We start from the raw sequence: 25,989 nt of genomic DNA on the forward strand, positions 1-25,989 counted from the left end.
CTCTCCAGAGATAGTAATCCTTAATACCAGAGCTAAGCCTAGCCTAGATCGCGCACTATAGCTCACTGATTTTTAACTTTAACATTGAGCCTTGCCACAAAATGAGGCCAAGGCTCAACATCCCATTAGGCGGGCGACTTATCGTGGCGATATAACCAACGATACAGGGTCGGTAACACCAATAACGTCAGTGCCGTAGAGCTAAACAGCCCGCCGATAATCACCACCGCCAGCGGCTTTTGGATTTCACTGCCCACACCCGACGACACTAAGATGGGGATCAAGCCCAAGGCAGAGGTCAAGGCCGTCATCAGCACGGGGCGTAAACGGCCAACCGTGCCTTCGTAAACCGAGTCATAGAGCGACTCGCCGCTCTGCCTGCGCTGATTAATCGAGTCCACTAACACCACGCCATTGAGTACCGCCACCCCAAACAGCGTGATAAAACCAATGGAGCTCGGCACCGACAGATAAGTGCCACTGACAAACAGCGCCACGATACCGCCGATCAATGCCAAAGGAACGTTTGCCATGATCAATAAGACCTGCTTTAGCGCACCAAAGGAGAAGTACAACAGCAAGGCAATCAAAGCGATAGAGATAGGCACCACCAACATCAGCTTTTGTTGTGCCCTCTGCTGGTTCTCGTACTGACCACCCACAATCACAGTATATCCTGCGGGCAAATCGGCCTGAGGCACCAGCGCATAGATATCTTTGACCACAGATCCCATGTCCCGCCCCGCCACGTTGGCTTGCACCACCACGCGACGCTGCACATCATCACGGCGAATATTCGGCGGCGCCATTTCCACCTCAACGCTGGCCACCTCACCTAAACGCACTGTGGCACCATTGCTGCCGCTAAGGAGTAAATCCTTAATCACATCTGGGCTGCTGCGATACTCGGCTGCGAGGCGCAAATTGATGTCGTATCTCGCGTTACCGTCGATCACCTGTCCGGCGCTGGCACCGCCTATCCCTTGGCTGACTAGCGACATCACTTGGTCGACACTGATGCCATAACGGGCAAGCTGCGAGCGGTCTGGCCGCACTACCAGCTGCGCCTCACCACTGACCTGCTCGAGGGACACATCCACGGCGCCGGGGATTTTCGCCACCAGATCGGTGAGCACTTGTCCCTTTTCTGATAAGACATCTAAATCGGGGCCAAAAAGCTTAATCGCCAACTGCGCCTTTACTCCAGAGAGCAACTCATCGACCCGCGTCGCAATCGGTTGTGAGAAGGTGAGTAGCAGTCCAGGGAAGACACTGAGCTTTTCCTCCATCAGCCGTTGCAGCTCCAAACGCGAGCTAGCCGATTGCCATTCTTCGATGGGTTTAAGACCGATATAGACTTCGATATTGCTGACAGGCTCAGGATCGCCGCCTAATTCGGGCGCACCGATACGGCTCAAGGCATATTCCACCTCGGGGAATTCCAGCAACATGGCCTCAAGTTTTGGCGCTACATCTAAAGAAGTGCCAAGGCTCGCGGTCGGTGCCAGTGTCACCCTTAGGTTAATCGTGCCTTCCTCTAGCTCGGGCACAAACTCGGTACCCAGCCTTGGCAGCAAGGCCATACTCATGGCAAACATCAGCAACGCGCTGATCATCACCAACTTTGGCCTAGCAAGGGTTGCACTCAGCAGCTTGCGATAGGCTGAGTCCAAAGGTGCTAAGACGACGCTCTCCTTGAGCACGACGCCACGCTTAAACAGATAAACCGCCAGAGCAGGCACGGCAATCAAGGCCACCAGTAAAGCGGAAATCATCGCCAAAATAATGCTGACCGCCATAGGTTGGAACAACTTGCCCTCAACCCCTTCCAGCGCAAATAGCGGCGCAAACACCACAATGATGATGGCGGTCGCGAAGAAGATCGGACTGCAAACCTCCTTCGCCGCCAGCATGATGCGCACGGCCATGCTGTTATCCGCTTCTAAAGCGTGAGCACTGCCATCCTCATCGCCATGATATGGGTCGACTTCGCCATCGGCGCGGCTTCTCGCCTGGGCTAAATGGCGACGGTCTGGCTGAGTTAAATGTTTGAAAATATTCTCAACCATCACCACAGAACCATCGACCAACATACCAATGGCCACCGCTAACCCACCAAGAGACATCAAGTTGGCAGACAGGCCATAGTAAGACATCACCATTAGCGCCAAACCAATGGATACAGGGATAGACAGCAGCACTAGCAAGGTCGCGCGGATATTCACGAGGAACAGCGCCAAGATCACCACGATAAACACAAAGGCCATCAGCAGCGCATCGCGCACTGTGGTAACGGCTTTATCCACTAAATCCGCTTGGTCGTAAAACACCTCAAAGGACACGCCTTTGGGCAGTGCCTGCTCAATCAGATTAATCCGCGCATCGATATCATCAATCGTCGCCTTAGTGTTGGCGCCCATGCGCTTTAGCACGACGCCCGCGACCACTTCACCCAAGGCTTGCGCCTGACCCGCTTCATCGCGGCGCGTCATAGTCACGGCCCCAACACGGATCTCACTGCCAAAATCGACCTTAGCAATGTCGCCCACTCGCACAGGCGTGCCACGGACTTCAGTCAGCGGAATTTGGGCGATCGCGGCAAGCCCTGCTTCACCTGCGGGTAACATGCCATAACCCCGCACCACCAATTGCTCCTGGCCTTGGTCCATAAACCAGCCACCAGCGTTGCGGTTATTGCTCTCAAGCGCCTCACTCACCTGCGCCATCGACAAACCATAGGCTCGCAGCTTGTTAGGGTCGACCTGCACTTGATACTGGCGCACCTCGCCGCCAAAGGATAAAACATCGGTCACGCCGCCAACCGGCATCATGATCAGTTTAACGAGGTAATCGTTAAGGCTACGCAGCTCGGCGGCATTAATGCCAGAGCTAGGATCGGCCCGCAGAATATACTGATAAATCTGCCCCAAGCCTGAAGTGTTAGGGCCAATTTCTGGCACGCCCACTCCGCTTGGGATCATCTCCCGCGCCGCCTGTAACTGCTCAAATACTTGCTGACGGGCAAAGTAAATATCCGTGCCCTCGGCAAATACCACGGTCACAATGGACAAGCCAGTCCGCGATAATGAGCGCACCTCGGTCACCGCCGGCAAGGCATACATGGCCGATTCGACCGGGTAGCTGATGAGCTTTTCCACCTCTTCGGCGGCCAAGCCCTCGGCCGCAGTATTGATGGTCACCTGTACGTTGGTCACATCGGGAAAGGCATCCAGATTCAATTTAGGCAACATGGCGACACTGGCGACCACTACAGCAAGCAGTGCCAGCACTACTAATAGCCGATTTTTAATCGCGGCTTCGATTGCTTTTTGCAACATATAAATTCCTCGTGCATTCGCCCTAAGCCTTTAAAAAGGCGTAAAAATAGGGCTTGATAAGGTTCGACTCATCGGCATTAGTGGGCATGAATATCAAAGCCAGCTTTGGCCTGCTCCGACGCTAAGAAAAATGCGCCTCCCACTACCACTTTTAGTTGTGCCTGTCTTGCCTTATCCAACTTGTCGCCGCGCACTAGGCTTAAGCCACGCTGACGCTGCACCAGCTCCACCTCAATGGCTTCAAACCCATCCTCGTCTTGAATAAAGATCTGCCAATCGCCATCCCCGCTGCGGGTAAGCGCCGCATCGGGCAAGACGATTCCTGAAGAAAAGCCTGATGATAAGTCGCTGCCCTTAGGCGCATCGGCAAAATACAGCTCGGCAAATTGCCCCGCGTGCAACACATGCTCAGGGTTGGGCATGCTGACTAAAATCTGCTCGGTGCGGGTCACGCTATCCAGCTCATGGGAACGGCCAATAATCTTGCCCGCCAGCGTTTTATCCCCCACTTGCACCAACGCCGGGCCGCCGACATTCACATTAGCCGCCTGTGCAGGAGTTAATTGCGCTTCCACCCACAGGTGCGACTCATCGGTTAACTGCATTAATGGTGTGCCAGCGGTGAACACTTGGCCTAGCATGGCAATATCCTGCTGCACACGGCCATCGATAGGCGCTAAAAGTTGATAGCTGCCGATAGCTTCTGGAGTCAACTCTAAGGTACGGATCTGTGCATCCGTCATCTTGATCGCCTCCAGAATCGCTCGCTTAAGTTCGGCATCGACCTGCGCCTGCATTCTGCGGCTCACGCTTACTGCGCCCTCGCTCATCCGACGCACTCGACTCCACTCGGCGGCGGCATTGATATATTCCGCCTGCGCCTTGGCGACTTCTGCGCCGCCTAAGGTCAGTAAGGGCTCACCTTTTTTCACCTCTTGGCCGGGCACCACATGGCGCGCCTGCACCCGCACATCCAGCTGTGGCGCTAAGGTCGCGGTTCTATCACGGTCAACCACTAAGGTCGCCGTCGCCCGAATATCGAGATTAAGATTGCTAAGACTTAAGCTGTCGCTGCTCAGGGGCAACAGGCGCACGCCAGCGAGTTCCAGCTGCGCAGGTGTAAAAGTAAGTGCCTGCTCACCATGGTCATCTTCTGTCGCGGAAGCGCTCTTTTCCGCCTGATTGGTGACCTTTTCAGCGTCGTGATCATGGCCTTCGCCCGCGAAGGTTGGCGCCGTCAGGGTTAAGGAGGCAAGCATCAAGGCCAAAGCTAAACGAGAAGGAGTAAATAACGACCTTAAGCCTTCAGCAGACACTGTGCCCAAAGTATGGAAAGACAATTTTTGAGTAAATGAATTCATAGTGTTACCTCACGATTACTTTGCTGGCACGGCATTTGTGGAAGAAGTGGAACTTGATTTGTCGGCGAATGTGTCAACCACGGGCAGCAGCTGACCGCTGTCCCCCATCCAAGTTAACCAACTCTGATAAATTGCCGTTTCGAGGTTTAAACCGACCAAATAACTGGCCGCGAGCTGACGTCGACTCTGCAAATACTCGCTAGTACTCACATCACCCGAACGCCACTGCTCACTTAAGGATTTAGCGGCTTTACTCCCCGAGGCTGCGACTCGCTCGCGCCAATCTTGGTAGCGCGCCAGTAAACGGGGTAACGCATTGGCAAATTGTGCCTGTTTGGCCGTAAGTACGCGCTCACGGGCTAAGTAGTTCTGCTCTGCGATAGCGATGCCTTTATCGGCAACCGACTGTAACTCGCTGTAGTTATTCCGCACCTGCAAAGGGATCGCCACGCCGACGCCAAACTTGTTGTCATCGCCTTCCTTTTCAACACCGAGGTTGATGGTGGGATCGGCCGCCGTGTCCGCCTTAACCTTCATGGCATTGGCCTTCGCCAGCAACACCTGTTGATGGGCACTGGTCAATGCGGGTAAATCCACTTTCGGGGTCATCTTAGACACCCATTGGCCGATCTCGGGGATAAACTCCCTAAATCCCAGCTTATCGACTCCAAGTAATTCGATGACTTTGCCATCGGCCACTAACGCCGCTTGTTCAGCCAGCGCATAGTCGGCGGTGTTACTCGCCAATTCGAGCTTTAGCAGTTGCAATTCAACATCGGATAAATCCCCAGCCGCAAAGCGCTGCTCGGCAATATTGAGCTGTGCCTGCGTAAACCTTAATTGCTGCTCGGCGAAGGTCAGCGCCTTATTACTCTGCGCCTGCTCAGCCAGTGCCAATAGCCGCTCGGCCAACATCTGACTGCGCTCTAGCTGTATATCCGCTAACAGAATTTGCGCCTCGAGCTGGGCAAGGCGAGTCGCCACGCCGCGCTTATCGCCCCAATCTAGGGTTTGGCTCAGCCCTAGGCTGTAGGTATCAGTGTCGGCGTTTTGATAATTGAGTCCAAGCTCAGGGTTATAGATGGCGCGATCCGCAGCCGCAATGGCAAGCTCTGCCTGTTGCTGCCGAGCAATTTGCGCCTGCACTTCGGGTAACTGATTAATTTGCTTGAGTAACTCAGGCAACCACTGATTGAGTGAGGCTTGAGTCTCAGTGGCTAATAAGTTGTCTGGTGCCAATTCAACCGATGAGGCGATTGAATCGTCCTTAAGCACTTTGGATTCGAGGGCTGAAGTTGCTGCAACGGCAGAGTTAACCTGTCCGCCGACGAGCACTAAGCTACTCATGAGGGCAAACAAGGTCTGGGCGATAATGGTTTTATTCATCGCAATTCCTAACAATATCTAATATTGATTGGCCCCACGCCATAGGCATACGGATACCAATCGAACACTCCCCAGAGGCGTTAAATATCGAATAAGCTCAAAGCGCTAGCGCGAGCCATGGGCGTTTTAGACCCATCATCGATGCTGTGGGGATAAATAAAGGGCTTATGGCAGCGCAAAAACGCTGCGATACGCGATAAGCAGATATTGAAGGTTAAGCGATGGGAGGGCGGTACTTAGGTAATTGATCTGCCGAGAAATAAGCTAAATCAGCCGGCACATAGGCCATATCAAACGCGACTGTCGTTTGGCTCTCAGTATGGGATAACAACGCCACATGACCGCCGTGACATTGGCAATCGAGGCAGAGGTCAAAATCTTGAATTTCAGTGGTTTGCACTAAGTGTGAATGGCCACTCACGCTCGCCGTTGCTATGCCCGACTTGAGTGCAGTTTCGCCAAACGCCTCGGCACTGAATCCGAGTGTCTGCTCATTGGGGCATGCACAATCCACACATTGGGCCAAGGTGGTCACGGGAGCACTAAATTGGAGATGGGGATGATTCTCGGCTTCTTCGGCACCATTACCCGCATGTAACTGATGCGCACCCAAATTCGCGCCCGCAAATTGCAGCACGATAATGGCTATCAGTAGGGTGACCATTCGGCTAAAGAATGGCTTGGCGGTCGAAATCAAATATCACCTTTGGACAATTCAGTAGGTTGTTAAGCAATAGCTTGTGCAACTTCAGACAGGGATTCTAAGCATAAGTTCACAGCTTGCAACTAAAAAGAAGCCAAGCTGTGACGCTACTAGCTTGAAAAGCTTATTTAAACACGCAATGTTTTGCGTAATCGGCGGCTTCGTTCGCCGTCCAATCGCCAGAAGGTTTATCCTTCATTTGCTTACACCAAGCTTCACTGCCCACCTCTGGCGCACAGGCACTTAAGCCTGCGGTAAAGGCCAACACTAAGGCGATAGCGCCTAATTTAGCGGTCGGTTTGGCAGTCATAGTTTTCAACAAAGGCATAGTTAATTCCTTATAAGTAATACCCACCATGGGCCGTTAAAAAGTTGAACGTTTCGCAATCCAGTCGATAGCTTTGGCTTTTTGTTCTAAGGGGAACCAAGCCACTTCGCCCTGCATAAAGGGGCCGAGTAAGCGCACAGCATTACCCACCCAATCTGGGCCACCAACAAATACTAAGGCTTCAAAATTAGGGAGTTGGACTTCGCCGCTGCCCGTTAGCGATTCAAATTCCCAGCCTTCGAGTAAAACATCCGCCTCGATATATAGGCAAACTTGTCCCCAATCCTTGCGGTAACTCTTAATGGCCGGCTGTAAACGGGTACGATAATCGGTTGATGAGAGTCGACCACTGGCGAAAAGACTGATAACACCCTTAGCAATATCGGGGATTTGGCATAACATAAAGGCACTCCGAAACGAGAACACTATTTTGCAAACGGGCAAACACGCCTGCCCAGCAAGAATGCGCCGATGATAACAAATCTATTGAAAAGCCATAAGCAGTTATTGCTCGCTTCTCAAAGCAATTGGACAAAACCCTAAGTCTGCCATGATAAAAATCTCAAACCGTGTGGAACTTCCGGAAAATGAAATCGAGTGGCAATTTATCCGCTCAAGCGGCGCTGGCGGGCAGAATGTCAATAAAGTCTCCACCGCCGCCCAATTGATTTTTGATATCAGAAACTCCTCATTACCCGAGTTTTATCAGCAGCGCCTACTGCAAAAAGCCGATCATCGGATTACCGCCAGTGGCAAAATCATTATCAAATGTCAGGCGAGTCGCAGCCAAGAGGCGAATCGGCAAACTGCGTTGGAGCAATTTATCGCTCTAGTTGCCAGCGTGGCCGAAGTGCCCAAAAAACGCATTCCAACCCGCGCGACCAAAAGCAGCCAAACCAAACGCTTAGATGCGAAAAAACAACGTGGCGCCACTAAAGCCATGCGACAGATTAAGTTTGATTAACCCTGCCGACAACGCGGTGACATTCATAATGCAAAATCCGCCCGAACAGGTTAAGTTAATGGCATTCAACCCGTTAAGGTATGTCGTAAAAGGAAAGCGTAATGAATCATAAAGTTCTGCTCATCAATGGCCCCAATTTAAACCTCCTTGGCCGCCGTGAGCCCAGTGTTTACGGTCATCAAACCTTAGCCGATATCGTTGCCATTTTGAGTGAGCAAGCTCAAGCAGCAGGTGTTGAACTTGAACATATTCAATCGAATGCCGAATTTGAGCTGATCAACGCTATCCATGCCACCGATGCGCAGATGATCATTATCAACCCCGCAGCCTTTACCCACACCAGTGTGGCCCTGCGTGACGCACTGCTCGGGGTAGATATTCCCTTCTTTGAAGTGCATTTATCCAATGTCCATGCCCGCGAGCCCTTCCGCCACCACTCCTATTTGTCCGATAAGGCCATTGGGGTGATTTGTGGTTTCGGCGCCCAAGGCTATGAGTTTGCCCTCGCGGCGGCGATTAAGAGATTGAAGGCATAAACGCGATTAGCGTGAGTACAGGGAGCCACAAGCCATGGCGGTTGACCTTCGAAAGATCAAAAAACTGATTGAATTAGTGCAGGAATCTGGGATTGCAGAACTGGCGATTACCGAAGGGGAAGAGTCCATTCGTATCACTCGCTACGGCCCGCACACCGCAAGCGCACCTGAAGGCGCGCATCATCTTGCGCCCTCTTCTGCACTGACGCCAAAGCCTACCAATGCCCGTGACGCCCTGCCTGTGATTGAAGGTTTTGTGCAGCTATCGCCCATGGTCGGCACCTTCCATGCTTCGCAAGGCCAAACCGAAGCGCCCTTGGTGTGCATAGGTCAAAGGGTGGCGCGCGGCGACACGCTTTGCATCATCGAAGCCATGCGGATGCAAAATCCCATCGAGGCCGAGCGTGACGGCATAGTCGGCGCTATTTGGGTGAAAAATGGGGACGATGTCGCCTTCGATCAGCCGCTATTTACCTTAATCTAAGCCTAAACATCCAGAGAACACCAAGAGGTAAAGATGATACTGATTACTGGCGCAAGCAGTGGCTTAGGCGCGGCGTTAGCCGCCCTGTATGCCAAGGATAACCAAGCACTTACACTGACGGGGCGCGATGCCAATCGCCTGCATACCGTGGCCAATGCCCTCAGCCCATTTTCGACCCAAAGCATCAGCGCCATCAGTGCCGATTTAGCGGACGAAGCGAGTGTCGAAGCGCTATTCGATGGCCTCACCGATACCCCCAACACGGTTATCCACTGCGCTGGCAGTGGTTACTTCGGCGCACTGGAAACCCAAGGCGCGAGTGAGATCCAAGCGCTGCTGAATAACAATGTTACTTCGACGATTCTGCTGGTACGTGAATTGGTGAAACGCTATAAACAGCAAGCAGTTCAGGTTGTGATCGTTATGTCTACCGCCGCCCTCGCCGCCAAAGCGGGTGAGTCGACCTACTGCGCCGCCAAATGGGCGGTGCGAGGCTTTATCGAATCGGTACGTTTGGAGCTCAAACAGAGTCCGATGAAGTTGATTGCGGTTTATCCCGGCGGTATGGATACCGGCTTTTGGCCTAGTAGTGGTAAGAGTCTAGATACCTCAAGCTTTATGTCCGCCGATGAGGCCGCAGGCATGCTAAAACAAGCACTGCTCGCCACTGAACATGGTTATATCGCCGATATCACCATACAAAGAGGTTAAGAAGTTTACTTAAAGGCGGCGCAGATATAGATCTGCGCCGTCATGGTCAGCTTAATCAATGCAGTTTGCAGTACAAAGATTATCAGCGCGGCGACTCTCCCTATGGGTTAACCACCACATGACTAAACCACCGAGGGATAACAGCGCTGCGGCATAGCCAGTCGCGGCGATGCCTTGGCCTGATAAGATCACTAAGCTGCCAACCCAAGGGCCAATCGCATTGGCAAGGTTAAAGGCACATTGTACTAAGGCGCCCGTCATGGCCTGCCCATCGGGGGCCACATCCATTAATCGCGCCTGTACTATGGTTGCTAGACCAATCCCCGAACCCACAAAGAATACGATCGGCATTAATGCCCAATAAGAGCCCGTCAAACTCGGATACAGCGCCAACACTAAGGTGCTTAATACTAGCGACCAAAATGCCGCCGCCAGCGCCGACTTATCCGCCGCCCAGCCACAGACTAAGGTGCCTAAGGTGGCGCCAATTCCAAAGACCGCCATCATCACCGGGATTTTAAAGGGCTCGACCTGGGTGACTTGGATCAGCGTCTCGGCCAGATAGGTATACACACAGAAAATCCCGCCAAAACCGATAGCCGCAATGCCGAGCGTGAGCCAAACTTCACGGTTCTTCAGGGTTTGCAGCTCTTTTTTCGGGCTGGCATTTTGCGGTACGGCGACATTCGGCGCGAGAAAATACAACATCACAGCAGTCACGGCGGCAATAATCGCCACTATGCCGATACCAGAGCGCCAACCGACGGTTTGCCCCATCCAAGTCGCGAAGGGCACGCCAACGATAGTGGCTAAGGTTAAGCCGATAATCACCCGAGAAACCGCTCGAGCCTTCATCTCGGGAGGCACTAAGGACGCCGCCAGTAACATAGCCACCCCAAAATATGCACCATGGGGCAAGCCGCTTAAAAAGCGGAAAAAGACTAACCAATTCAAGCTAGGTGCCAGGGCGCTTAAGCCATTGGCAACCGCCATCATGGCGGCCAAGGCGATTAACAGCGTGCGCCGCTTAATCCTCACCCCCAGCACCATGATAATGGGCGAGCCCACCACCACCCCAAGGGCATAGGCGCTGATGGCATAACTCACATGAGCGACATCAACACTTAAATCACTGGCGATATAAGGCACTAAGGTCATGGCGGCAAATTCTGTGGTGCCTAGGGCAAAGGTGCCTAATGCCAAGGCGAGTAACACCCAAAGCGCGCTGCTTTGAGCCTGAGTCTGGGGTTGAACTGCTTGCAAACGATTTCTCCGCGATTCTATAAAACGACAACTGGCTAAGAAAAAAATAGGAGCCCACTCGGGGCTCCCGTCGATAAGGCCTAAAACAAGATTACTTCACTAACTGTTCTTGATAGGTTTGGCTATTCCAATCGAAGGCGTAAAGCGTACCTTGCCACTCATATAAGGTACGGCCATCCTGTTGCACTATTCTGGCATTGCTCGGCAGGCTCGACACACTGCGCGCCGCCCGTGCCCGGGGCACATTGGCAATTTGCTCCGCCGAGGCTGTGGATGCCCTAGCCGTCGATGCACCTGTCTGTGATATCACAGTCGCGCTATTCGTTGGCATATTCGACACCATACGGCCTTCACTCGGCGAATATTGCATACTCGTTGTGACTCGCACTGGGGGCGAAACTGCCACTGGCGTATCATCATAGGCCATAGGAATAGACAAGCCTATGCCCGAATAGGGTGAATTCCAATAACGCGAGCTATTCCAGCCCCAATCGTTCCAACCGTTATTGTTCCAACCGTAGCCGAGATTCCAACCCGTGCCCCAGCCCGTCGCTAAGCCGACACCTAGGCCCAATCCCCATGGATAATAAGGACGATAATAGGGACGATAGTGGCGGTGGCTATCCCCATGTTTATGGTGATTATTGTAGTGATTGTCGTACCGATCATGACTCTCGCTATGGCGATCATTACCACGATCGCGCGCCGCCGCCAGATTCGGCACGGCTAAACTGCAAATCAGTAAGGCACCCAGTAAAGACAAGCTAAAGCCTGTTTTATGCCAAGGCTCAGCCGACTTAGGTAAGCAAACTGATTGAAGTTGAAGATATTTATCTTTAACAAGGCATGGAAAGAGTGTCATATAAACCTCGAAATACCGGGCACTGGTCAAATAAACATCGACCTAGGACAAGCATTTTACGCTTCCAAAGCTGGAAGATCACTGAATAGGTTAACCCTAAAACAGAAAAATGCTATAGTGCGCGCCACACGGATTTCCACTGCAGAGGCTATTTCCACATGAGTTTTAAGGATTTACGCAGCTTTATTGATCATCTGGAAGCCAATGGCGAACTCAAACGCATTAGCTACCCCGTTGATCCTCATTTAGAAATGACAGAGATCGCCGATCGCGTTCTACGCGCCAAAGGCCCTGCACTCCTATTCGAAAATCCAACGAATCATTCAATGCCAGTGCTGGCCAACCTCTTTGGTACCCCAAAACGCGTCGCCATGGCGCTGGGCAAAGAAGACCCGCTCGCGCTGCGCGATGTAGGTGAGCTGCTGGCGTTTTTAAAAGAACCCGAGCCACCACGCGGCTTTAAAGACGCGATTTCAAAAATCCCCATGTTCAAGCAAGCCTTGAATATGCCGCCTAAGACGGTGCGTAATCCCGCCTGTCAGCAAGTGGTAAAAACGGGCGATGAAGTCGATTTAACCCAGTTGCCGATTCAGCATTGCTGGCCGGGCGATGTCGCACCTTTGGTCACTTGGGGCTTAACTATCACAAAAGGTCCGCGTAAGAGTCGTCAAAACCTTGGGATCTACCGTCAACAGTTGCTCGGCAAGAATAAACTCATTATGCGCTGGCTGTCCCACCGTGGTGGCGCCCTCGACTTTGCCGATTTTAAAGAACAATTCCCCGGCGAGCGTTACCCTGTGGTGGTTGCCTTAGGCTCTGATCCTGTGACCATTTTAGGTGCAGTAACGCCAGTGCCCGATGCCATGAGCGAATACGCCTTCGCAGGATTGCTGCGCGGCGAGCGTACCGAAGTCTGCAAGGCATTAAGCTGTGATTTAGAAGTGCCCGCCAGCAGCGAGATCATCCTCGAAGGCTATATCGATCCCGACGAAATGGCCGAAGAAGGCCCCTACGGCGACCACACGGGTTACTACAACGAGACGGATAAATTCCCAGTCTTTACCGTGACCCATATTACCCACCGTAAGGATCCGATTTACCACAGCACCTACACAGGCCGTCCACCGGATGAACCCGCCATGTTAGGTGTGGCACTCAATGAAGTGTTTGTGCCGATTTTGCGTAAGCAATATCCTGAAATTATTGATTTTTACCTGCCGCCCGAAGGTTGCTCCTATCGGATGGCGGTGATCTCGATTCGCAAACAATACCCTGGCCATGCGAAGCGGGTAATGATGGGCGCTTGGTCCTTCCTGCGACAATTTATGTATACCAAATTTATTGTGGTGGTCGACGACGATGTGAATTGCCGCGACTGGAACGATGTGATTTGGGCCATTACCACCCGTATGGATCCTAAGCGCGATACCGTGATGATCGATAACACGCCTATCGATTACCTCGACTTTGCCTCCCCCGTGGCGGGCCTCGGCTCCAAAATGGGCCTCGATGCCACCAATAAGTGGGAAGGCGAAACCAACCGCGAATGGGGCACGCCGATTGTGATGGATCCTAAGGTTAAGCAAAAGATCGACTCAATCTGGGATGAGTTAGGCATAGACGACAGCCCAACCCTATAATTCAGCTTAAGCACGACTCTCGTACCCACTTAAGCCAAGAGAATAGGCCGCCAGCGGCCTTAATGTGACACCTAACGACAACAAATGATGAAAGGTGCAAAGGAAGTTTGATGAAAACCATACGTTGTAAGATAGAGAAAGTAACCCCCTTTAACGACGCCGTATATCAGGTGTGGTTAAAGCCCGACACCCCCTTGGAGTTTCAAGCGGGACAATACCTGTGTGTTGTGATGGGTGAAAAAGATAAACGTCCCTTCTCTATCGCGTCCGCCCCCAATGCCGAAGTGATTGAGCTTCATATTGGCGCGGCCGTCAGCGAAAGCTATCCAATGCAAGTGGTTGAAAAATTGCGTAATAGCACGCATATCGACATCGAAGCTCCCGGCGGCGAAGCCCACTTACGCCACGACAGCCAGCGCCCACGTTTATTGATCGCCGGTGGCACTGGCTTCTCTTACATTAAGAGTATTGTCGAGCAACAAATCGCCCTCGGCCAACAGGTCGAAACCACCCTCTACTGGGGTTGCCGCACCCAAGATGCAATGTACTACGAAAGCATCGCCCGCCAATGGCACGACGCTCACCCTTGGTTACACTTTGTGCCCGTTGTGGAAGAAGCTCCAGCTAACTGGCAGGGTAAAACCGCTAACCTGCTCGTGCAAATCAAGCAAGATTATATCAGCCTCAATGGCTATGACATTTATATCGCAGGTCGTTTCGATATGGTCGGCGCCGCCCGCGAAATCTTCCGTGAAATGGGTGTCGATGAAGCCCATCTCTACGGCGATGCCTTCGCGTTTATCAAATAACGCGTTGATTTGTGAGTTTGGCTGAGTAACCTTTGCCAACATAGGCTCAAACAATAAACCCCAGTTTTTACTGGGGTTTTGTTTTTAGCGCAACTTGATTAACTGTAAGGATTAAGCACTGTTATTCCATCCCTTACGAAATCTTAATTCTATTTTTTACAACCACACATCAAATGATGTTAACCATCGTTGACTAAATAAAATGTCATATTATGACGAACTCCAATGATATTATCCCCTTATAAAACATCATTATAATTCTATGCTCGTTTTAAGGATTGAAACAAAATGAAGAAGTACCTTGTCGCTTTACTCGCCTGTATTGCCGCGCTATTTTGGTTTACCCAAAAAAACTCTAACAGCTCATCGCATTCCAATGACAAGATAAAAACAGCCCAGCCCTCAACTTCGTCATCATCCGTAGCACTTGGGAAAGAAGTCGCCCACAAAAAACTGAAGGCTCCTAACAACTACTATAGTTGTCAGCAACTTATTACATCGGAAAAAGAAACACGTTGGAATTGGGCTAAAAAACAAGAATGGGATCAATGGTTAGACAAGGGGTATTCTATCGATGAGATTACATTGGCTATAGATCACTTTTTAAATTCTAATTTCGCGGCTAATTGGCGGGCAAAGCAACTCAAAAAAGACTCAAAACTTAATCAACAGAATCAAATTTTAGTCGAACAAGTAAAGGCTTTAGTACCTGATCTCCCCTCGTTTGTACGAATCGAGAGAAGCATACCTCAATCTCAAATAGAAAATATTGCCACACTCAGTCCAGCTGACGCACTAGCACTCATTAAAGAAACGAAGCTCAGCATCGATGATGTTGATTGGTTGCTTAAACAAGATTCACTTAGCCAGCAATTATTGTCACAAGCCATTGAAAAAATTGATAACACTGATGAGATTATAGGATTCGGAATCCAAGAGAATGAAACTCTACATCTTATCGATACCGCAGCCTACTATGGCAGGGATCAGATCGTAACCACTCTGCTAGAAAAGAACAGTGTTCTCAGTGATGATGCATACCTAGGCACAACCATGGATTATGCCCTTGCTCGTCTGGATTACTATTTCCAAATGAATATTCCATTAGAAGATGACTTAATTGTACGACAAGTCAAAATAATTAAAGCGCTTCACGGACTAAATAGCACTGCCAACTTTAGCATTCAGTCAGATCAAAAAGCCGTGGGTTTCTTTCCTCGCCATATTTATAGCTTCGATGCACAACAAATAACAAATTTACAGCAAATGTATGGCCTCACACTCACAGATATACTCCCTAAAAAAGTATTAACTTTTAATCCTAGCTCCCCTTTATTAAAAGAACTTAACGCCAATTTTGCACAACTAGATGCAAACAGTGCTACACCTGAAGCAGTTGCTGATTGCCAGTCATTCGTTCACAAAATAGATTCTCAATGGCAGCCACGTAGTCTTTCTTACTTTATCGATAAACTAACCAAAGAGGGCAAGGAAGTCACAGCCACCCATCTCCATCAAATTGATCCAGCATTAGCTGATTGCTTTAACTATCAACAATGGCAACCTCTTTCTAGACGGCAAAGTGGCGATCACAACTTAGACAGCGCTATATACAGGCTTGCGGCTCAGAATAACATTAATGAAGCCATTAAAATGGTTGAGGACGCGCAGTTAGAAGAGGATGTAAATCGTGAATTTTTCTATCAACTATTAGGTTATAACCCCGAGTATTTCACTGAGTTACAACTCAGCAAATTACGTCAAGAAACATTCGACTACGATGCCTTGTATCGCATGGCAAATTCCAAAACGATTTCCCTTATGACCGAAGGTTTGGATATCGACAAGCTAGATTATACGGGTAAAAGTTGGCTCGACATTGCGATAGTGAATCGCGATCTTCCACTGCTCAATTATTTGGTTAATCAGCATATTAGCTATCCATATAGGGAAAGCGGACGAGATCCACTGTATCTGTTATTGGAGACTAGCCATTACGAATTTAACCCTGAGCATCTATTGGAGTACTTATCCTTACTAATGGTACTTGAACCCAAGGTCTACCCTCATCATCAACGTTTAATGTCATTGATACGTTTGAAGTTCCCTGAGTCATACACTCAAATCATCAACCAATTCCCAACGTTAATCGCAAAAGAGGGCACCCCACTGCCACCTGCTGTGTGCCTCAATTATTAAGGTTGTACAACAGATAAAAGTAAGAATGGAGACGCCCGCAATTCTTCTGACTTTTCGGGCTAACTAACAACACCAAAAATAATGGAGTTAGCCTCCGCTGCGAAGTTGTCGAAATACACAGATAGCACTTAGTTGTTTGAGCTGAGCCGTGGCGACATCATAGATAATGGCGCAGGCTCGGGGAGACATGGATGTCCCATCTGAGCCGTTAGGCAATTTTTATTGGAGTATGAGACCACTAACCAATGCATGTAACTTCGCTAGGGACGCCGAGGGATTTCCAAAAGGGGAACAGGCGCTTTTCCCCTTTTGGTCGGCTCTTTATAAAAAATAGGGGGTGAAGCCCCACGACGTTGATTTTGCTTTAAAAACTCAAACGAAGTTTGAGTACCACCACCTACACTTGTGGTCTATGTAGATCGAAACGCAGATCTTCGGAGATCCCATAGTAGGCGGATGGGCCGCCGGCGCGCAGCACGGGTTCGGCGAGGGCGGTTTGATACACACCTTCACTATTGAGCAAATGCTTGGCGATATGCACGGCAACGACTTCACCTAAGACGAGCCAAGTATCAATCTTGTCCCCATTGGCGGCAGTTAATTGAATACATTGAGACAGCTTACATTCAAAGTTTACCGGGCTTTCGGCCACCAACTCGGCTTGGACGATAGTGCCCGCCTTGGGGGTGAGTCCGGCAAAGGCAAACTCATCCTCCCCGCGGGGTAACATGGCGGAAGTTTGATTCATTTTCTCAGCAAGGCTGCGGGTGGTGAGGTTCCAGACGAACTCGCCGGTGTCGACGATATTGGCGACACTGTCCTTCCAGCCCGTGCTGGCAAAGCCAATGATCGGTGGTTTGTAGTTGAAACAATTGAAAAAACTATAGGGCGCGAGATTGCGTTGCCCCTGGGCACTGCGCGAGGAGATCCAGCCTATAGGTCTGGGGGCGACAATCGCATTTAAGGGGTCGTGCGATAGTCCATGTCCCTTGCTCGGCTCGTAAAAATAGCGTTCTGTAGTCATCTTCTTCCCTTATCGATTTGTGCCCAATAAACCTTAGCATTCACGCATGTCATTCATCTTAACCCGTGAACAGGTCGAATAACAGGAAGATATTAACCCAGTAAAGAATCCGCCTTCTTAGAAGGCGGCTTTGATTTGCCCCTGGAAGGGGCTATTTCCTTACACCTACTTCATCTGTAGCGACAATTGAGCATCATGCTCTAGATCTTGCTTATCTTGATGGCGAACATAGCGTCTTATGATTTCCTCATTTACGCCTACCGTATCAACAAAATAACCCCTCGCCCAAAAGCTATTTCCCCATAACTTCTTGCGAACATGAGGGAATTTGTTAAAAAGCCTTATTGCGCTCCTACCCTTCAATATCCCCATTAATGTGGATACTGACAACTTTGGGGGAATTATCACGACTAGATGCACATGATCTATCTGGACATTTAATTCTAAGACCTCACAACTTTTCATATTGCATAGAATATAAATCGACCTGTAGGGCTCTTTACCAAGGTTACCTTTTAGAATTTTGAATCTGTACTTAGGCGTCCAAACGATATGATATTTACAACGCCAGTAAACATGTGATGAACTTCTGTAATCGCCCATGTTTCTCGTTTCCTCTTACTTGTGGTGAATAAGAAGGTCTCTTTTAACATGGGCGTTATTCAGGCTATAGCCTTAAGGGACAATCACCACCGCCAGAGGCGGTGGTTTTGGGATGACAATAAAAAGAGGGACATGCGTCCCTCTTTTTGACTGGAGAATGAAGCTAATTAAGCACGAGTGGCTTTTTTAGCGCGGCGAATAAATGCCATAGAAAGCAAGCTGAGTAAGCTCCATCCTAAGGCACCGCCTGAGCTAGATTCTGGCTCAGGAGTCTCAGGAGTCACTGGGGTGACTGGCGTAGGTTCAACACCATCAGACTCTACCGTCAGCATAAAGCTAGTGCTGGCGGCATCGGAGCTGATTTCGTTATCACGCACAGTCACTGTGACTAAGGTGTCACCGTGGAAGTTTGCTTCTGGGATCAGGGTAAACTGACTACCTTTGATCTCGGCACTAATGTGCTCGCCCGTGACTTCAACCGTGTTCGGAACCTTGTTCGCATCCACATAGGAGACACTCAGTCCTTCGAGACGGGTGTTTTCGGCAACGACTTGGTTAGCAATTGGCGCTAACTTGATATTGCCATTCACATTCACTGTATGCACTAACGTGGTAGGTGCTGCGCCTTCTAGGTCATAGTTCAGCTCAACATTCAGCGTCTTGCCCGTAGCTTCCGGTTGAACGGCTACTTTAAAGCTGACTTCCATACGGCTCTGCTCAGGACCCACATAGTCATAACAGACCACCAGATCGTTTTGCAGTTTTTCGTCTAAGTCATCGAAACCTAAGACTTCGTAGAGGTTGCCATTTTTTGGACCTACGGTTCGTGACCATGGAGAGTCAAACCCTTCCACAAATACCGCGCCTTTCGCCACATTTGCACCTAAGTTGCTATAGGCGTAAATGATTTCGTATTGGCCAGGACGATCGTCGATACCGCTGCGTAAAATGGTTTCAAAGTCAAACTCTTCACCTGTTTTACTGTCGGTAACATTGTCGAACTCGAGGAACAGTAGATCACCCAAATCTGGACGGTCTTCAGCATACTGAGTTGCAATGGTTAAACCCCATGGCTCAGAAGGATCGCGACGATACTTGCTGGTGAAAGTGCCACGCCAGAATGGTGCCAAGGCTTCGTTCAAGAATCCTGGACCACGGTGTTGTGACATGTACCAATAACCTGTGTTGAACTGCAACGCCCCCACGGTATGCATACGCATGTACCCCGCGTTAGGTTGGTTGTAGACTTCAAACTTGGCGTTTTGTTTGTAGAACAGCCAATTGATAGGCACATCGAATGCGTTGTTAAAGTCACCGACAAACCAGTCTGCGTTAGGCTGGATGCGGAACTCGCCCCACAGGTCGATATAGCCGCCTTTCGAATATTCATCGATCAGCGGTGTATGGCACATCTTATCGGTTAAGCTGGTGCTGACCTTGTACTCACGTCCAACGTTGCGTGTCGACAACTGTAAACCACTCAGGGTTAGGTTGTGCTCATCGGCAACGATCGCTTTGGTCACATCATCGTTATTGGTTTTGATCGTTCCCGTCGCGAGACGCATACCTTCCGGCAGCTTCATCTCGAACTTGTAGTTACGATCCTGTGTCTCTAAGTTAGGCGCAATGTTGAGCTTAACGTCGATGACATCCATGCTACGGGCCTTGTCTTGGCTCACAGACCAAGTTACCGCATCGTCGGCACGACGAATATCCAGCGCGGTAAAGCCTAATGTGCCTTCGGCACCTGGCATATTGCCAAGGTCGAAACCACCGTAGTAAACATCGCCAGCTTTGGTTTCAGGAATGTTCCAGTGAAGACCAATCTCATAGTTACCATTACCGTCGTGGGATGCCGGGCCTGACATGTTCAGGTAGCCCTTGTCATCGTTTTCCATCACTAGGGCATAGCCAGTTTCAACAGCAACATCGCCTTGACCCGCACCATAGGCCATGGCGGTGGCTACCCAGTAAGTACCTGGGGTTGGATTCTCAAAGCTACAGTAGTTATGCTCAGACTGACTGCTCGAAATACACATTAACTCATCGATATATTCCGCGCGAATCGCAGAACTCGTTGGGTTATCGCCCTCTGGTACGAAGGTATTGCTGCCGTTCTTATCTAGACCCACCATGATAAAGGGGTGCATCTCGGTATAGCGTGGGTTCAAGTTTTCCAGCGTCGAGACAAACTCTGCCTTTTGAACTTCTACCACGAAGCGTTTAGTGCCTTCAGGCACCACCACAGGGCGAATATCCCAGCCCTTGTCGATGTTCGCTTTGCTTAAGATCGCGCTCACTGCGGTTAATTTGTTTGAGCTGATCTCTGGCTTCACTGGGCCATAGAAACGTGGAGTCAGTTGGCTGTAAGAGTCAGTGTTCACCACCAAAGACTCAGTGCCTTGATCGCGAGTGATTTCAAAACGGTGCGCTACAGGTAACTGGTCCGCAACGCTAGCCACCACCACTGGCATATGCACATCCGGTGAGCTGCCATTGATTTCTTTCAGTAACACTTGGCCATTGAAGAAAGCATTCTTATTGAGCACTTCGCTCCAAGGCGCCGAAGCATCTGTTGGCTCCACCTTATGTTCGATAAGATTTGGCGTTTTCGCAGTGATAATAATGCTTTGCGATTCACCCGCCTTCAGGCTGAAGGACGCTGGCGATACAGATACCTCAAAACCTTCTTCCTTGCCGACACCTTCAACCGTCCAAGTGCCATCACGGGTCGCCTTAACGGTACGCATCCAGCTACAGGTTTTCTCGCATTCCATTTCCACCATAGAAGGCAAGTTCAACCAGTTCACTACACCGCCGTTGGTCGGATCGGCATTACGGTAGTTGTCGATGGTTTCATCCATCACTAATCCCGTATCCGCTGCGCGCGCCACGTTGATCGCCCCCGCACCCGCCATGAAGTTGTAGTAAGGTTCAACCAACTCATAACCGGTATTCAATACCACAGGACCAGCGGTCAGCATGAGTGCAGATTGGATTTCAGCTGGAGTCCAATCTGGGTGTAACTGGGTCAATAGCGTCATAGCCCCAGTAACGTGCGGCGCGGCCATTGAGGTACCGCTCATAAAGGTCCAGTCAGACGCAGATGGGTTATTGGTAAATGGCTGATCGTCGGCGTTGGCCGCATAAATATCCACACCCGGCGCCGTTAAATCTGGCACTAAGGTGTTGTTAGTTTTACTTGGACCTAGGGAGCTAAATGTCGCTAGGTTATTGCCCGCTGCCGCGTCGAAGCTGTACTCGTTAGTAAAGTCGGTAATGGTCGCGCGCGCAGTACCTGGGTTTTTCAGTACCCAGTTACGGATCTTAAGGCGATCGGCATACTTCACTTGGATACCCGGGATCACGTACATATCCGCTTCGAGGTTATCCACTGAAGAGCTCATATTTTGCAGGATCACGCCACCGGCGCCGCCTGCAGCCACGTTTTTCGCTTTTTCGATACGGGCAATATCACCACGCTCACAAACGACGATTTGATCCGATGTAAAGGTGCCCGCAGGGAAAGGCACGTTACAGCTTGCCGCTGTGTAGCTATCTTTGGTGTTAGGATCGGCATATTTCTCCGCCAACACCACTTCACCGGTAATCGCGCCAGAGAAGCTAGTCCCTTGAATCGCCGTCGTTGGTTTCCCCGTGCCTTCGAAGCCTGTGAGGCTCTTAATACCCGCCTTCAGCTTACGGTCATGGGTGGTTGCACCGACTGTGGTAACCCAAGGTGATGAGTGGTCAGCCGTCCAATAGGCACCGCTGTTACCCGCCGCAGCTGCCACTGAAATACCCGCTTCACGGGCCGATAAGAAGGCCAGCTCCATTGGGTCACCCCAAGGCATGTTCTCAGCGCCGCCGATAGAGAAGTTAATTGCATCGACACCATCGGCAATCGCATCTTCAAAAGCCGATAAGATGGCCGACTCAGGACAACCCGCATAAGGGTCGCCACTGCTGCCTGGCCAGCACACTTGGTAGGCAATAATGTGCGCGCGTGGGGCGACACCACTGGTCTGAGGGAAGGTGAAAGGTACATCCACACCATCACTGACCTTATCACCGGTAAAACCTTGCAGTGGTGTATCTTTTAAAGTGTTACCCGCAACGGTACTGGCCGTGTGAGAGCCGTGGCCAGCGTAGTCCTCTGCGTTGGCAGGGCGAATACGCTTTTTCGCGCCACTAGAGGTTTGGAACTCAGGGGCGGCATACACATCGGTGATTTCAGGGTAAGAATGCAGGCCCACTAACTTGTTGTTACATAGCTCAGGGAAGGCGCCACAATCGCCTATCGCCTGACCTTTGTATGGGTTTAAGCGTGCATATTCTTCATCATCGGCAAAGGCGACATGGTCGGTGTTAATACCCGTATCGATAATACCGACAACCATGCCTTCGCCCTTCACGGGCAAACCGCCTTGCGTCGCGGTGCCTTGCCACATTTGGTCGGCACCAATGAACTCTGGGCCGCGGTCGGTGCGCAGTTCAAAAATACGGTTAGGAGAAATACGCTTCACCCCAGCCTGATGCGACATGCGAATCGCATCTTCCTGCGTCATCTCAACGACTAAAGCGTTGCTGGCAATAGTGAATTGCTTGTTGATTTTCAGGTTAACGCCCGCTTGACGTACACTCGAAACAAACTTGTCCTGTTTGCCTAACAAGAAACTCTTATAGGACTGAGCCGCCGCCGTGTTTACGCTGACACGACCCTTAGCGATGATAGAACGGTTAACCGGCGCCTTAGTCGCGGCGAACCCAGGGATATCACCCTCGTAGGTCGCCAGAGGTTCGGCCTCTAACTGCACTATGTAGGTCTGCACGCCCTGTGAATTGGCTTCAGGCTGGAAAATCTCTTGTGGGGAACGGGCTTTTTTAACGCGGTTGAGCTGTCCGGGCGTGCCGACATAAATGTCACCACTTAACTCAGCCTTGCGCTCATTGGTCACTTTTAAGACATCTTCGGCGGTGAAAGTAGGAGTATAAAAACTGCTCCCTGCAACCTTCTCCATTCCAGGGTCGGCCAATGCAAACGTACAAGCACCACTAACATAGAGCGCAGTCAGGCTCGCGATAGCGGTACGTTTGAACTGCTGATTGTTCATAGCATTTCCTTCAGAATTATATAGTTATTTTTTTGCGCACAGAGGTGCGCTACTAGATATAACAAAACTCCGCAAAAAAATGCGTACCATTATGTAACCTGCGCAAAACACAAATTAAACATTTAGTATTTTGTTGGCGACGGCGATAATTCTAGAAAAAACATAAAAATACGCCGTAAATTCAACTTGTTCAGACTATTCTGCTAGAGTGTTGCAGATTAGGCATGGATAAAGCTCATCAGTCGGGCAAAGGAGTGGATATGAATCCAATAAATGCAGTCTGGAAACGTTGGCTATTGGCCCTAGTGTTAGCGGTCACAGGTTGTGCCAGCGTCGCCCAAGTGGATTTTGATAGTCTTTACGGTAAAAGCTCGCCGCAGATGCGGGCCGATAATCAGCCAATCCAGAGTGAACTCACAGCACAAACAAAGACTTATCATTCGGCTGTTGAACCTATCATCAACAGTCGCTGCGTGGTTTGCCATGCCTGTTACGATGCGCCATGTCAGCTTAAAATGACTTCCAGTGAGGGCATTGAACGGGGCGCGAACAAGGAAAAAGTCTATCAGGGCACCCGTTTGATGGCGGCAACGCCGAATCGGTTATTTGTCGATGCCCACACGCCTGAAGCTTGGCGCGAACGCGGTTTTTATCCCGTGCTCAATGAGCGCGCCCAGACCCCACAGGCCAATACCCAGGCCTCAGTGCTGGCGCGGATGCTAACGCTAAAACAGGCCCATCCCCTGCCTGACACTAAACTGCTCGATAAAAGTTTCGACTTTAGCCTCGATCGGGTTCAGCAATGCGCCAGCATTGAAGAAATGGACAAATACGAGCAATACCAACCGCTTGCGGGCATGCCCTACGGCTTGCCTGCGCTCAATCAGCAGGAACATAAGGTATTGATGCAATGGCTCGAACAGGGTGCAGTGTTGCCGACGCCACCCGCGCTCAGCGCCGAGTTTAATCAAGAAATTGCCCGCTGGGAGCAGTTCTTAAATGCCGACAGCCTCAAGGCGCAACTGAGCGCCCGTTATATTTACGAGCACTTATTTGCCTTTCACCTGTATTTTGAGTCATTAACCGCAGCCGATGCTCCCGCGGCTTACTTCGAGTTAGTGCGCTCACGCACGCCGCCGGGCAAACCGATTGATCTGATTGCCAGCCGTCGCCCCTTCGACGATCCGCAAGTGTCGCGGGTGTATTACCGCTTTAAGCCCTATCACGCCACGATCGTCGATAAGACCCATATTCCCTACGCCTTAAATAACACTGTGCTGCAAAACTGGCAGCAGTGGTTTATCGATGCCAAGTACCAAGTCAGCTCGCTGCCAAGCTATGCACCGAGCGTGGCGGCCAATCCCTTCGAGGCCTTTATTCAACTGCCCGCAGGCTCGCGTTATCGCTTTATGCTTACCCGCGCCCAAGACACTATTATGGGCTTTATCAAGGGGCCGGTGTGCCGTGGTCAGGTCGCCCTCAATGTGATCAACGATAGATTCTGGGTTTACTTTGTCACCCCTGAATATATGGACGATAGCGACTTTACCGACTTCTATCAGGGCCAAATCGAGAACCTACGCATGCCCGCCGAGGAAGAAAGCACCGCCCTTGCCGTGACCTGGGTGAAATACGCCGCCAAACAGGGCGAGTATATGCGGGCGCGAAATCAGTTTTTAAATCATAAATTTAAAAATGGTCGCCACCTTACTATCGACGGCCTATGGGATGGCGACGGCAATAATGATAATGCTAGCCTGACGGTATTTAGGCATTTCGATAATGCCACTGTGGTCAAAGGGTTAGTGGGAGAATCTCCCAAGACGGCTTGGGTGATCGATTATGCCCTGCTGGAGCGGATTCACTACCTCTTAGTCGCGGGTTTCGATGTGTATGGCAACTATGGCCACCAGCTACTCACCCGCCTGTATATGGATTTTTTACGGATGGAGGGCGAGTCTAACTTCTTGACCTTATTACCCCAAGAGGAGCGCCGTAAGCAGTTTAAAGATTGGTATCAGGATGCGGGCACCCAGCTGACCGCCTTTATCGCGGGGGATATTAATACCTTCAATCAACCCACGGGCGTACTCTACTACACGGACGATCTTAAGGCCGAACTCTACCAAAAATTGGCCGCTAAGGTCGGTGAGGTTCAGCCCCAACGCTATCAAATCGCACTCAGTCAGTTGCAACCTAACAGCAAGGCATTGTTGCAGGCGCTAGGCAGAGTCAAAGGCACGCAAGCGACCCTTTTGCCCGAGCTGACGATGATCATGATTGAGCCTGAAAAAACGGGCAAAGCGGAAATTTTTACCTTAGTACGTAACAGTGCCCATCGAAATATTTCGAGCCTATTCAATGAGGAAAGCAACCGCGATCCTGCCAAGGATGATGTCACGCTAGTGCGCGGACTTTTGGGCAGTTACCCCGAAGCCTTCTGGCATATTAAGGAGCAAGATTTAGCCAAAGTCGTGGCTAAGGTCGAAAGCATGCAAACCGAAAAAGACTACGAAGCGTTATTGGATTTGGCGGCGGTGCGCCGTACCGATCCGCGTTTCTGGGCCTTTAGCGATAAATTGAACCAAGCCTTTTTCGACAGTCATCCGATTGAGAGCGGTTGGCTGGACTACAATCGACTGCAAAATCGCTAACAAAAAAGGG

19 protein-coding genes are annotated in these 25,989 nt (G+C 50.5%); 8 read left to right on the plus strand and 11 right to left on the minus strand.

The window, feature by feature from the left end; translation table 11 throughout:
- Positions 1 to 125: 125 nt before the first annotated feature.
- The 6 genes from CF168_RS18235 to CF168_RS18260 form a co-directional block, all read right to left on the minus strand.
- On the minus strand, positions 126 to 3,338 hold the full coding sequence (locus CF168_RS18235) for an efflux RND transporter permease subunit (protein WP_089068564.1): 3,213 nt from the start codon (positions 3,336 to 3,338) through the stop codon (positions 126 to 128).
- Positions 3,339 to 3,415: 77 nt separating this feature from the next.
- The gene (locus tag CF168_RS18240; RefSeq protein WP_089068565.1) at positions 3,416 to 4,699 is read right to left on the minus strand and encodes an efflux RND transporter periplasmic adaptor subunit; all 1,284 of its coding nucleotides are present in this window, start codon (positions 4,697 to 4,699) and stop codon (positions 3,416 to 3,418) included.
- A gap of 15 nt (positions 4,700 to 4,714) precedes the next feature.
- Positions 4,715 to 6,085 (minus strand): TolC family protein, encoded by a 1,371-nt coding sequence (locus CF168_RS18245; RefSeq protein WP_089068566.1) that lies wholly within the window; start codon positions 6,083 to 6,085, stop codon positions 4,715 to 4,717.
- Between the two features lie 214 nt (positions 6,086 to 6,299).
- A complete protein-coding gene (locus CF168_RS18250; protein WP_167373719.1) occupies positions 6,300 to 6,749 on the minus strand; it encodes a hypothetical protein in 450 nt (149 codons plus the stop codon).
- Between the two features lie 163 nt (positions 6,750 to 6,912).
- Positions 6,913 to 7,116, minus strand: a complete 204-nt coding sequence (locus CF168_RS18255; RefSeq protein WP_089068568.1) for a DUF3012 domain-containing protein — start codon at positions 7,114 to 7,116, stop codon at positions 6,913 to 6,915.
- A 36-nt stretch (positions 7,117 to 7,152) separates the two neighbouring features.
- Positions 7,153 to 7,518 (minus strand): STAS/SEC14 domain-containing protein, encoded by a 366-nt coding sequence (locus tag CF168_RS18260; RefSeq protein WP_011621315.1) that lies wholly within the window; start codon positions 7,516 to 7,518, stop codon positions 7,153 to 7,155.
- A 148-nt stretch (positions 7,519 to 7,666) separates the two neighbouring features.
- On the opposite strand from CF168_RS18260, the gene arfB reads away from it, so the two are divergent.
- The 4 genes from arfB to CF168_RS18280 all read left to right on the plus strand — a co-directional run bounded on the left by arfB (position 7,667) and on the right by CF168_RS18280 (position 9,811).
- A complete protein-coding gene (gene arfB, locus CF168_RS18265; RefSeq protein ID WP_011621314.1) occupies positions 7,667 to 8,080 on the plus strand; it encodes an alternative ribosome rescue aminoacyl-tRNA hydrolase ArfB in 414 nt (137 codons plus the stop codon).
- A 101-nt stretch (positions 8,081 to 8,181) separates the two neighbouring features.
- A complete protein-coding gene (gene aroQ, locus CF168_RS18270) occupies positions 8,182 to 8,616 on the plus strand; it encodes a type II 3-dehydroquinate dehydratase (protein ID WP_037428701.1) in 435 nt (144 codons plus the stop codon).
- Positions 8,617 to 8,650: 34 nt separating this feature from the next.
- On the plus strand, positions 8,651 to 9,100 hold the full coding sequence (gene accB, locus CF168_RS18275; RefSeq protein ID WP_089068569.1) for an acetyl-CoA carboxylase biotin carboxyl carrier protein: 450 nt from the start codon (positions 8,651 to 8,653) through the stop codon (positions 9,098 to 9,100).
- A gap of 33 nt (positions 9,101 to 9,133) precedes the next feature.
- Positions 9,134 to 9,811, plus strand: a complete 678-nt coding sequence (locus CF168_RS18280; protein WP_089068570.1) for an SDR family NAD(P)-dependent oxidoreductase — start codon at positions 9,134 to 9,136, stop codon at positions 9,809 to 9,811.
- A 51-nt stretch (positions 9,812 to 9,862) separates the two neighbouring features.
- Here CF168_RS18280 and CF168_RS18285 read toward each other — a convergent pair whose 3' ends face one another.
- Together CF168_RS18285 and CF168_RS18290 are read right to left on the minus strand one after the other, a co-directional pair.
- A complete protein-coding gene (locus CF168_RS18285; protein WP_240520042.1) occupies positions 9,863 to 11,074 on the minus strand; it encodes an MFS transporter in 1,212 nt (403 codons plus the stop codon).
- 91 nt (positions 11,075 to 11,165) lie between these two features.
- The gene (locus tag CF168_RS18290) at positions 11,166 to 11,936 is read right to left on the minus strand and encodes a hypothetical protein (RefSeq protein ID WP_089068571.1); all 771 of its coding nucleotides are present in this window, start codon (positions 11,934 to 11,936) and stop codon (positions 11,166 to 11,168) included.
- Between the two features lie 158 nt (positions 11,937 to 12,094).
- Here CF168_RS18290 and ubiD point away from each other — a divergent pair, with 158 nt between their 5' ends.
- The 3 genes from ubiD (at position 12,095) to CF168_RS18305 (ending at position 16,584) form a co-directional block, all read left to right on the plus strand.
- Positions 12,095 to 13,576, plus strand: a complete 1,482-nt coding sequence (gene ubiD / locus CF168_RS18295) for a 4-hydroxy-3-polyprenylbenzoate decarboxylase (protein ID WP_011627318.1) — start codon at positions 12,095 to 12,097, stop codon at positions 13,574 to 13,576.
- 110 nt (positions 13,577 to 13,686) lie between these two features.
- Entirely contained in the window at positions 13,687 to 14,385 is a 699-nt protein-coding gene (gene fre, locus CF168_RS18300; protein ID WP_089068572.1) for an NAD(P)H-flavin reductase, read from the plus strand.
- Between the two features lie 288 nt (positions 14,386 to 14,673).
- The gene (locus CF168_RS18305; protein ID WP_089068573.1) at positions 14,674 to 16,584 is read left to right on the plus strand and encodes a hypothetical protein; all 1,911 of its coding nucleotides are present in this window, start codon (positions 14,674 to 14,676) and stop codon (positions 16,582 to 16,584) included.
- Positions 16,585 to 16,981: 397 nt separating this feature from the next.
- Here the strand turns inward: CF168_RS18305 and CF168_RS18310 are convergent, their stop codons facing one another.
- The 3 genes from CF168_RS18310 to CF168_RS18320 all read right to left on the minus strand — a co-directional run bounded on the left by CF168_RS18310 (position 16,982) and on the right by CF168_RS18320 (position 23,325).
- The gene (locus CF168_RS18310) at positions 16,982 to 17,608 is read right to left on the minus strand and encodes a flavin reductase family protein (protein ID WP_011621304.1); all 627 of its coding nucleotides are present in this window, start codon (positions 17,606 to 17,608) and stop codon (positions 16,982 to 16,984) included.
- A 165-nt stretch (positions 17,609 to 17,773) separates the two neighbouring features.
- Positions 17,774 to 18,211, minus strand: coding sequence for an IS200/IS605-like element ISShes4 family transposase (gene tnpA, locus CF168_RS18315; RefSeq protein ID WP_089067186.1), 438 nt, complete (start codon positions 18,209 to 18,211; stop codon positions 17,774 to 17,776).
- A gap of 167 nt (positions 18,212 to 18,378) precedes the next feature.
- Positions 18,379 to 23,325 (minus strand): S8 family serine peptidase, encoded by a 4,947-nt coding sequence (locus CF168_RS18320; RefSeq protein WP_089068574.1) that lies wholly within the window; start codon positions 23,323 to 23,325, stop codon positions 18,379 to 18,381.
- 260 nt (positions 23,326 to 23,585) lie between these two features.
- Here CF168_RS18320 and CF168_RS18325 point away from each other — a divergent pair, with 260 nt between their 5' ends.
- Entirely contained in the window at positions 23,586 to 25,979 is a 2,394-nt protein-coding gene (locus tag CF168_RS18325; RefSeq protein ID WP_089068575.1) for a fatty acid cis/trans isomerase, read from the plus strand.
- The last annotated feature ends 10 nt before the right edge of the window (positions 25,980 to 25,989 follow it).

Source organism: Shewanella bicestrii, from assembly GCF_002216875.1.
GTDB lineage: Bacteria > Pseudomonadota > Gammaproteobacteria > Enterobacterales > Shewanellaceae > Shewanella > Shewanella seohaensis.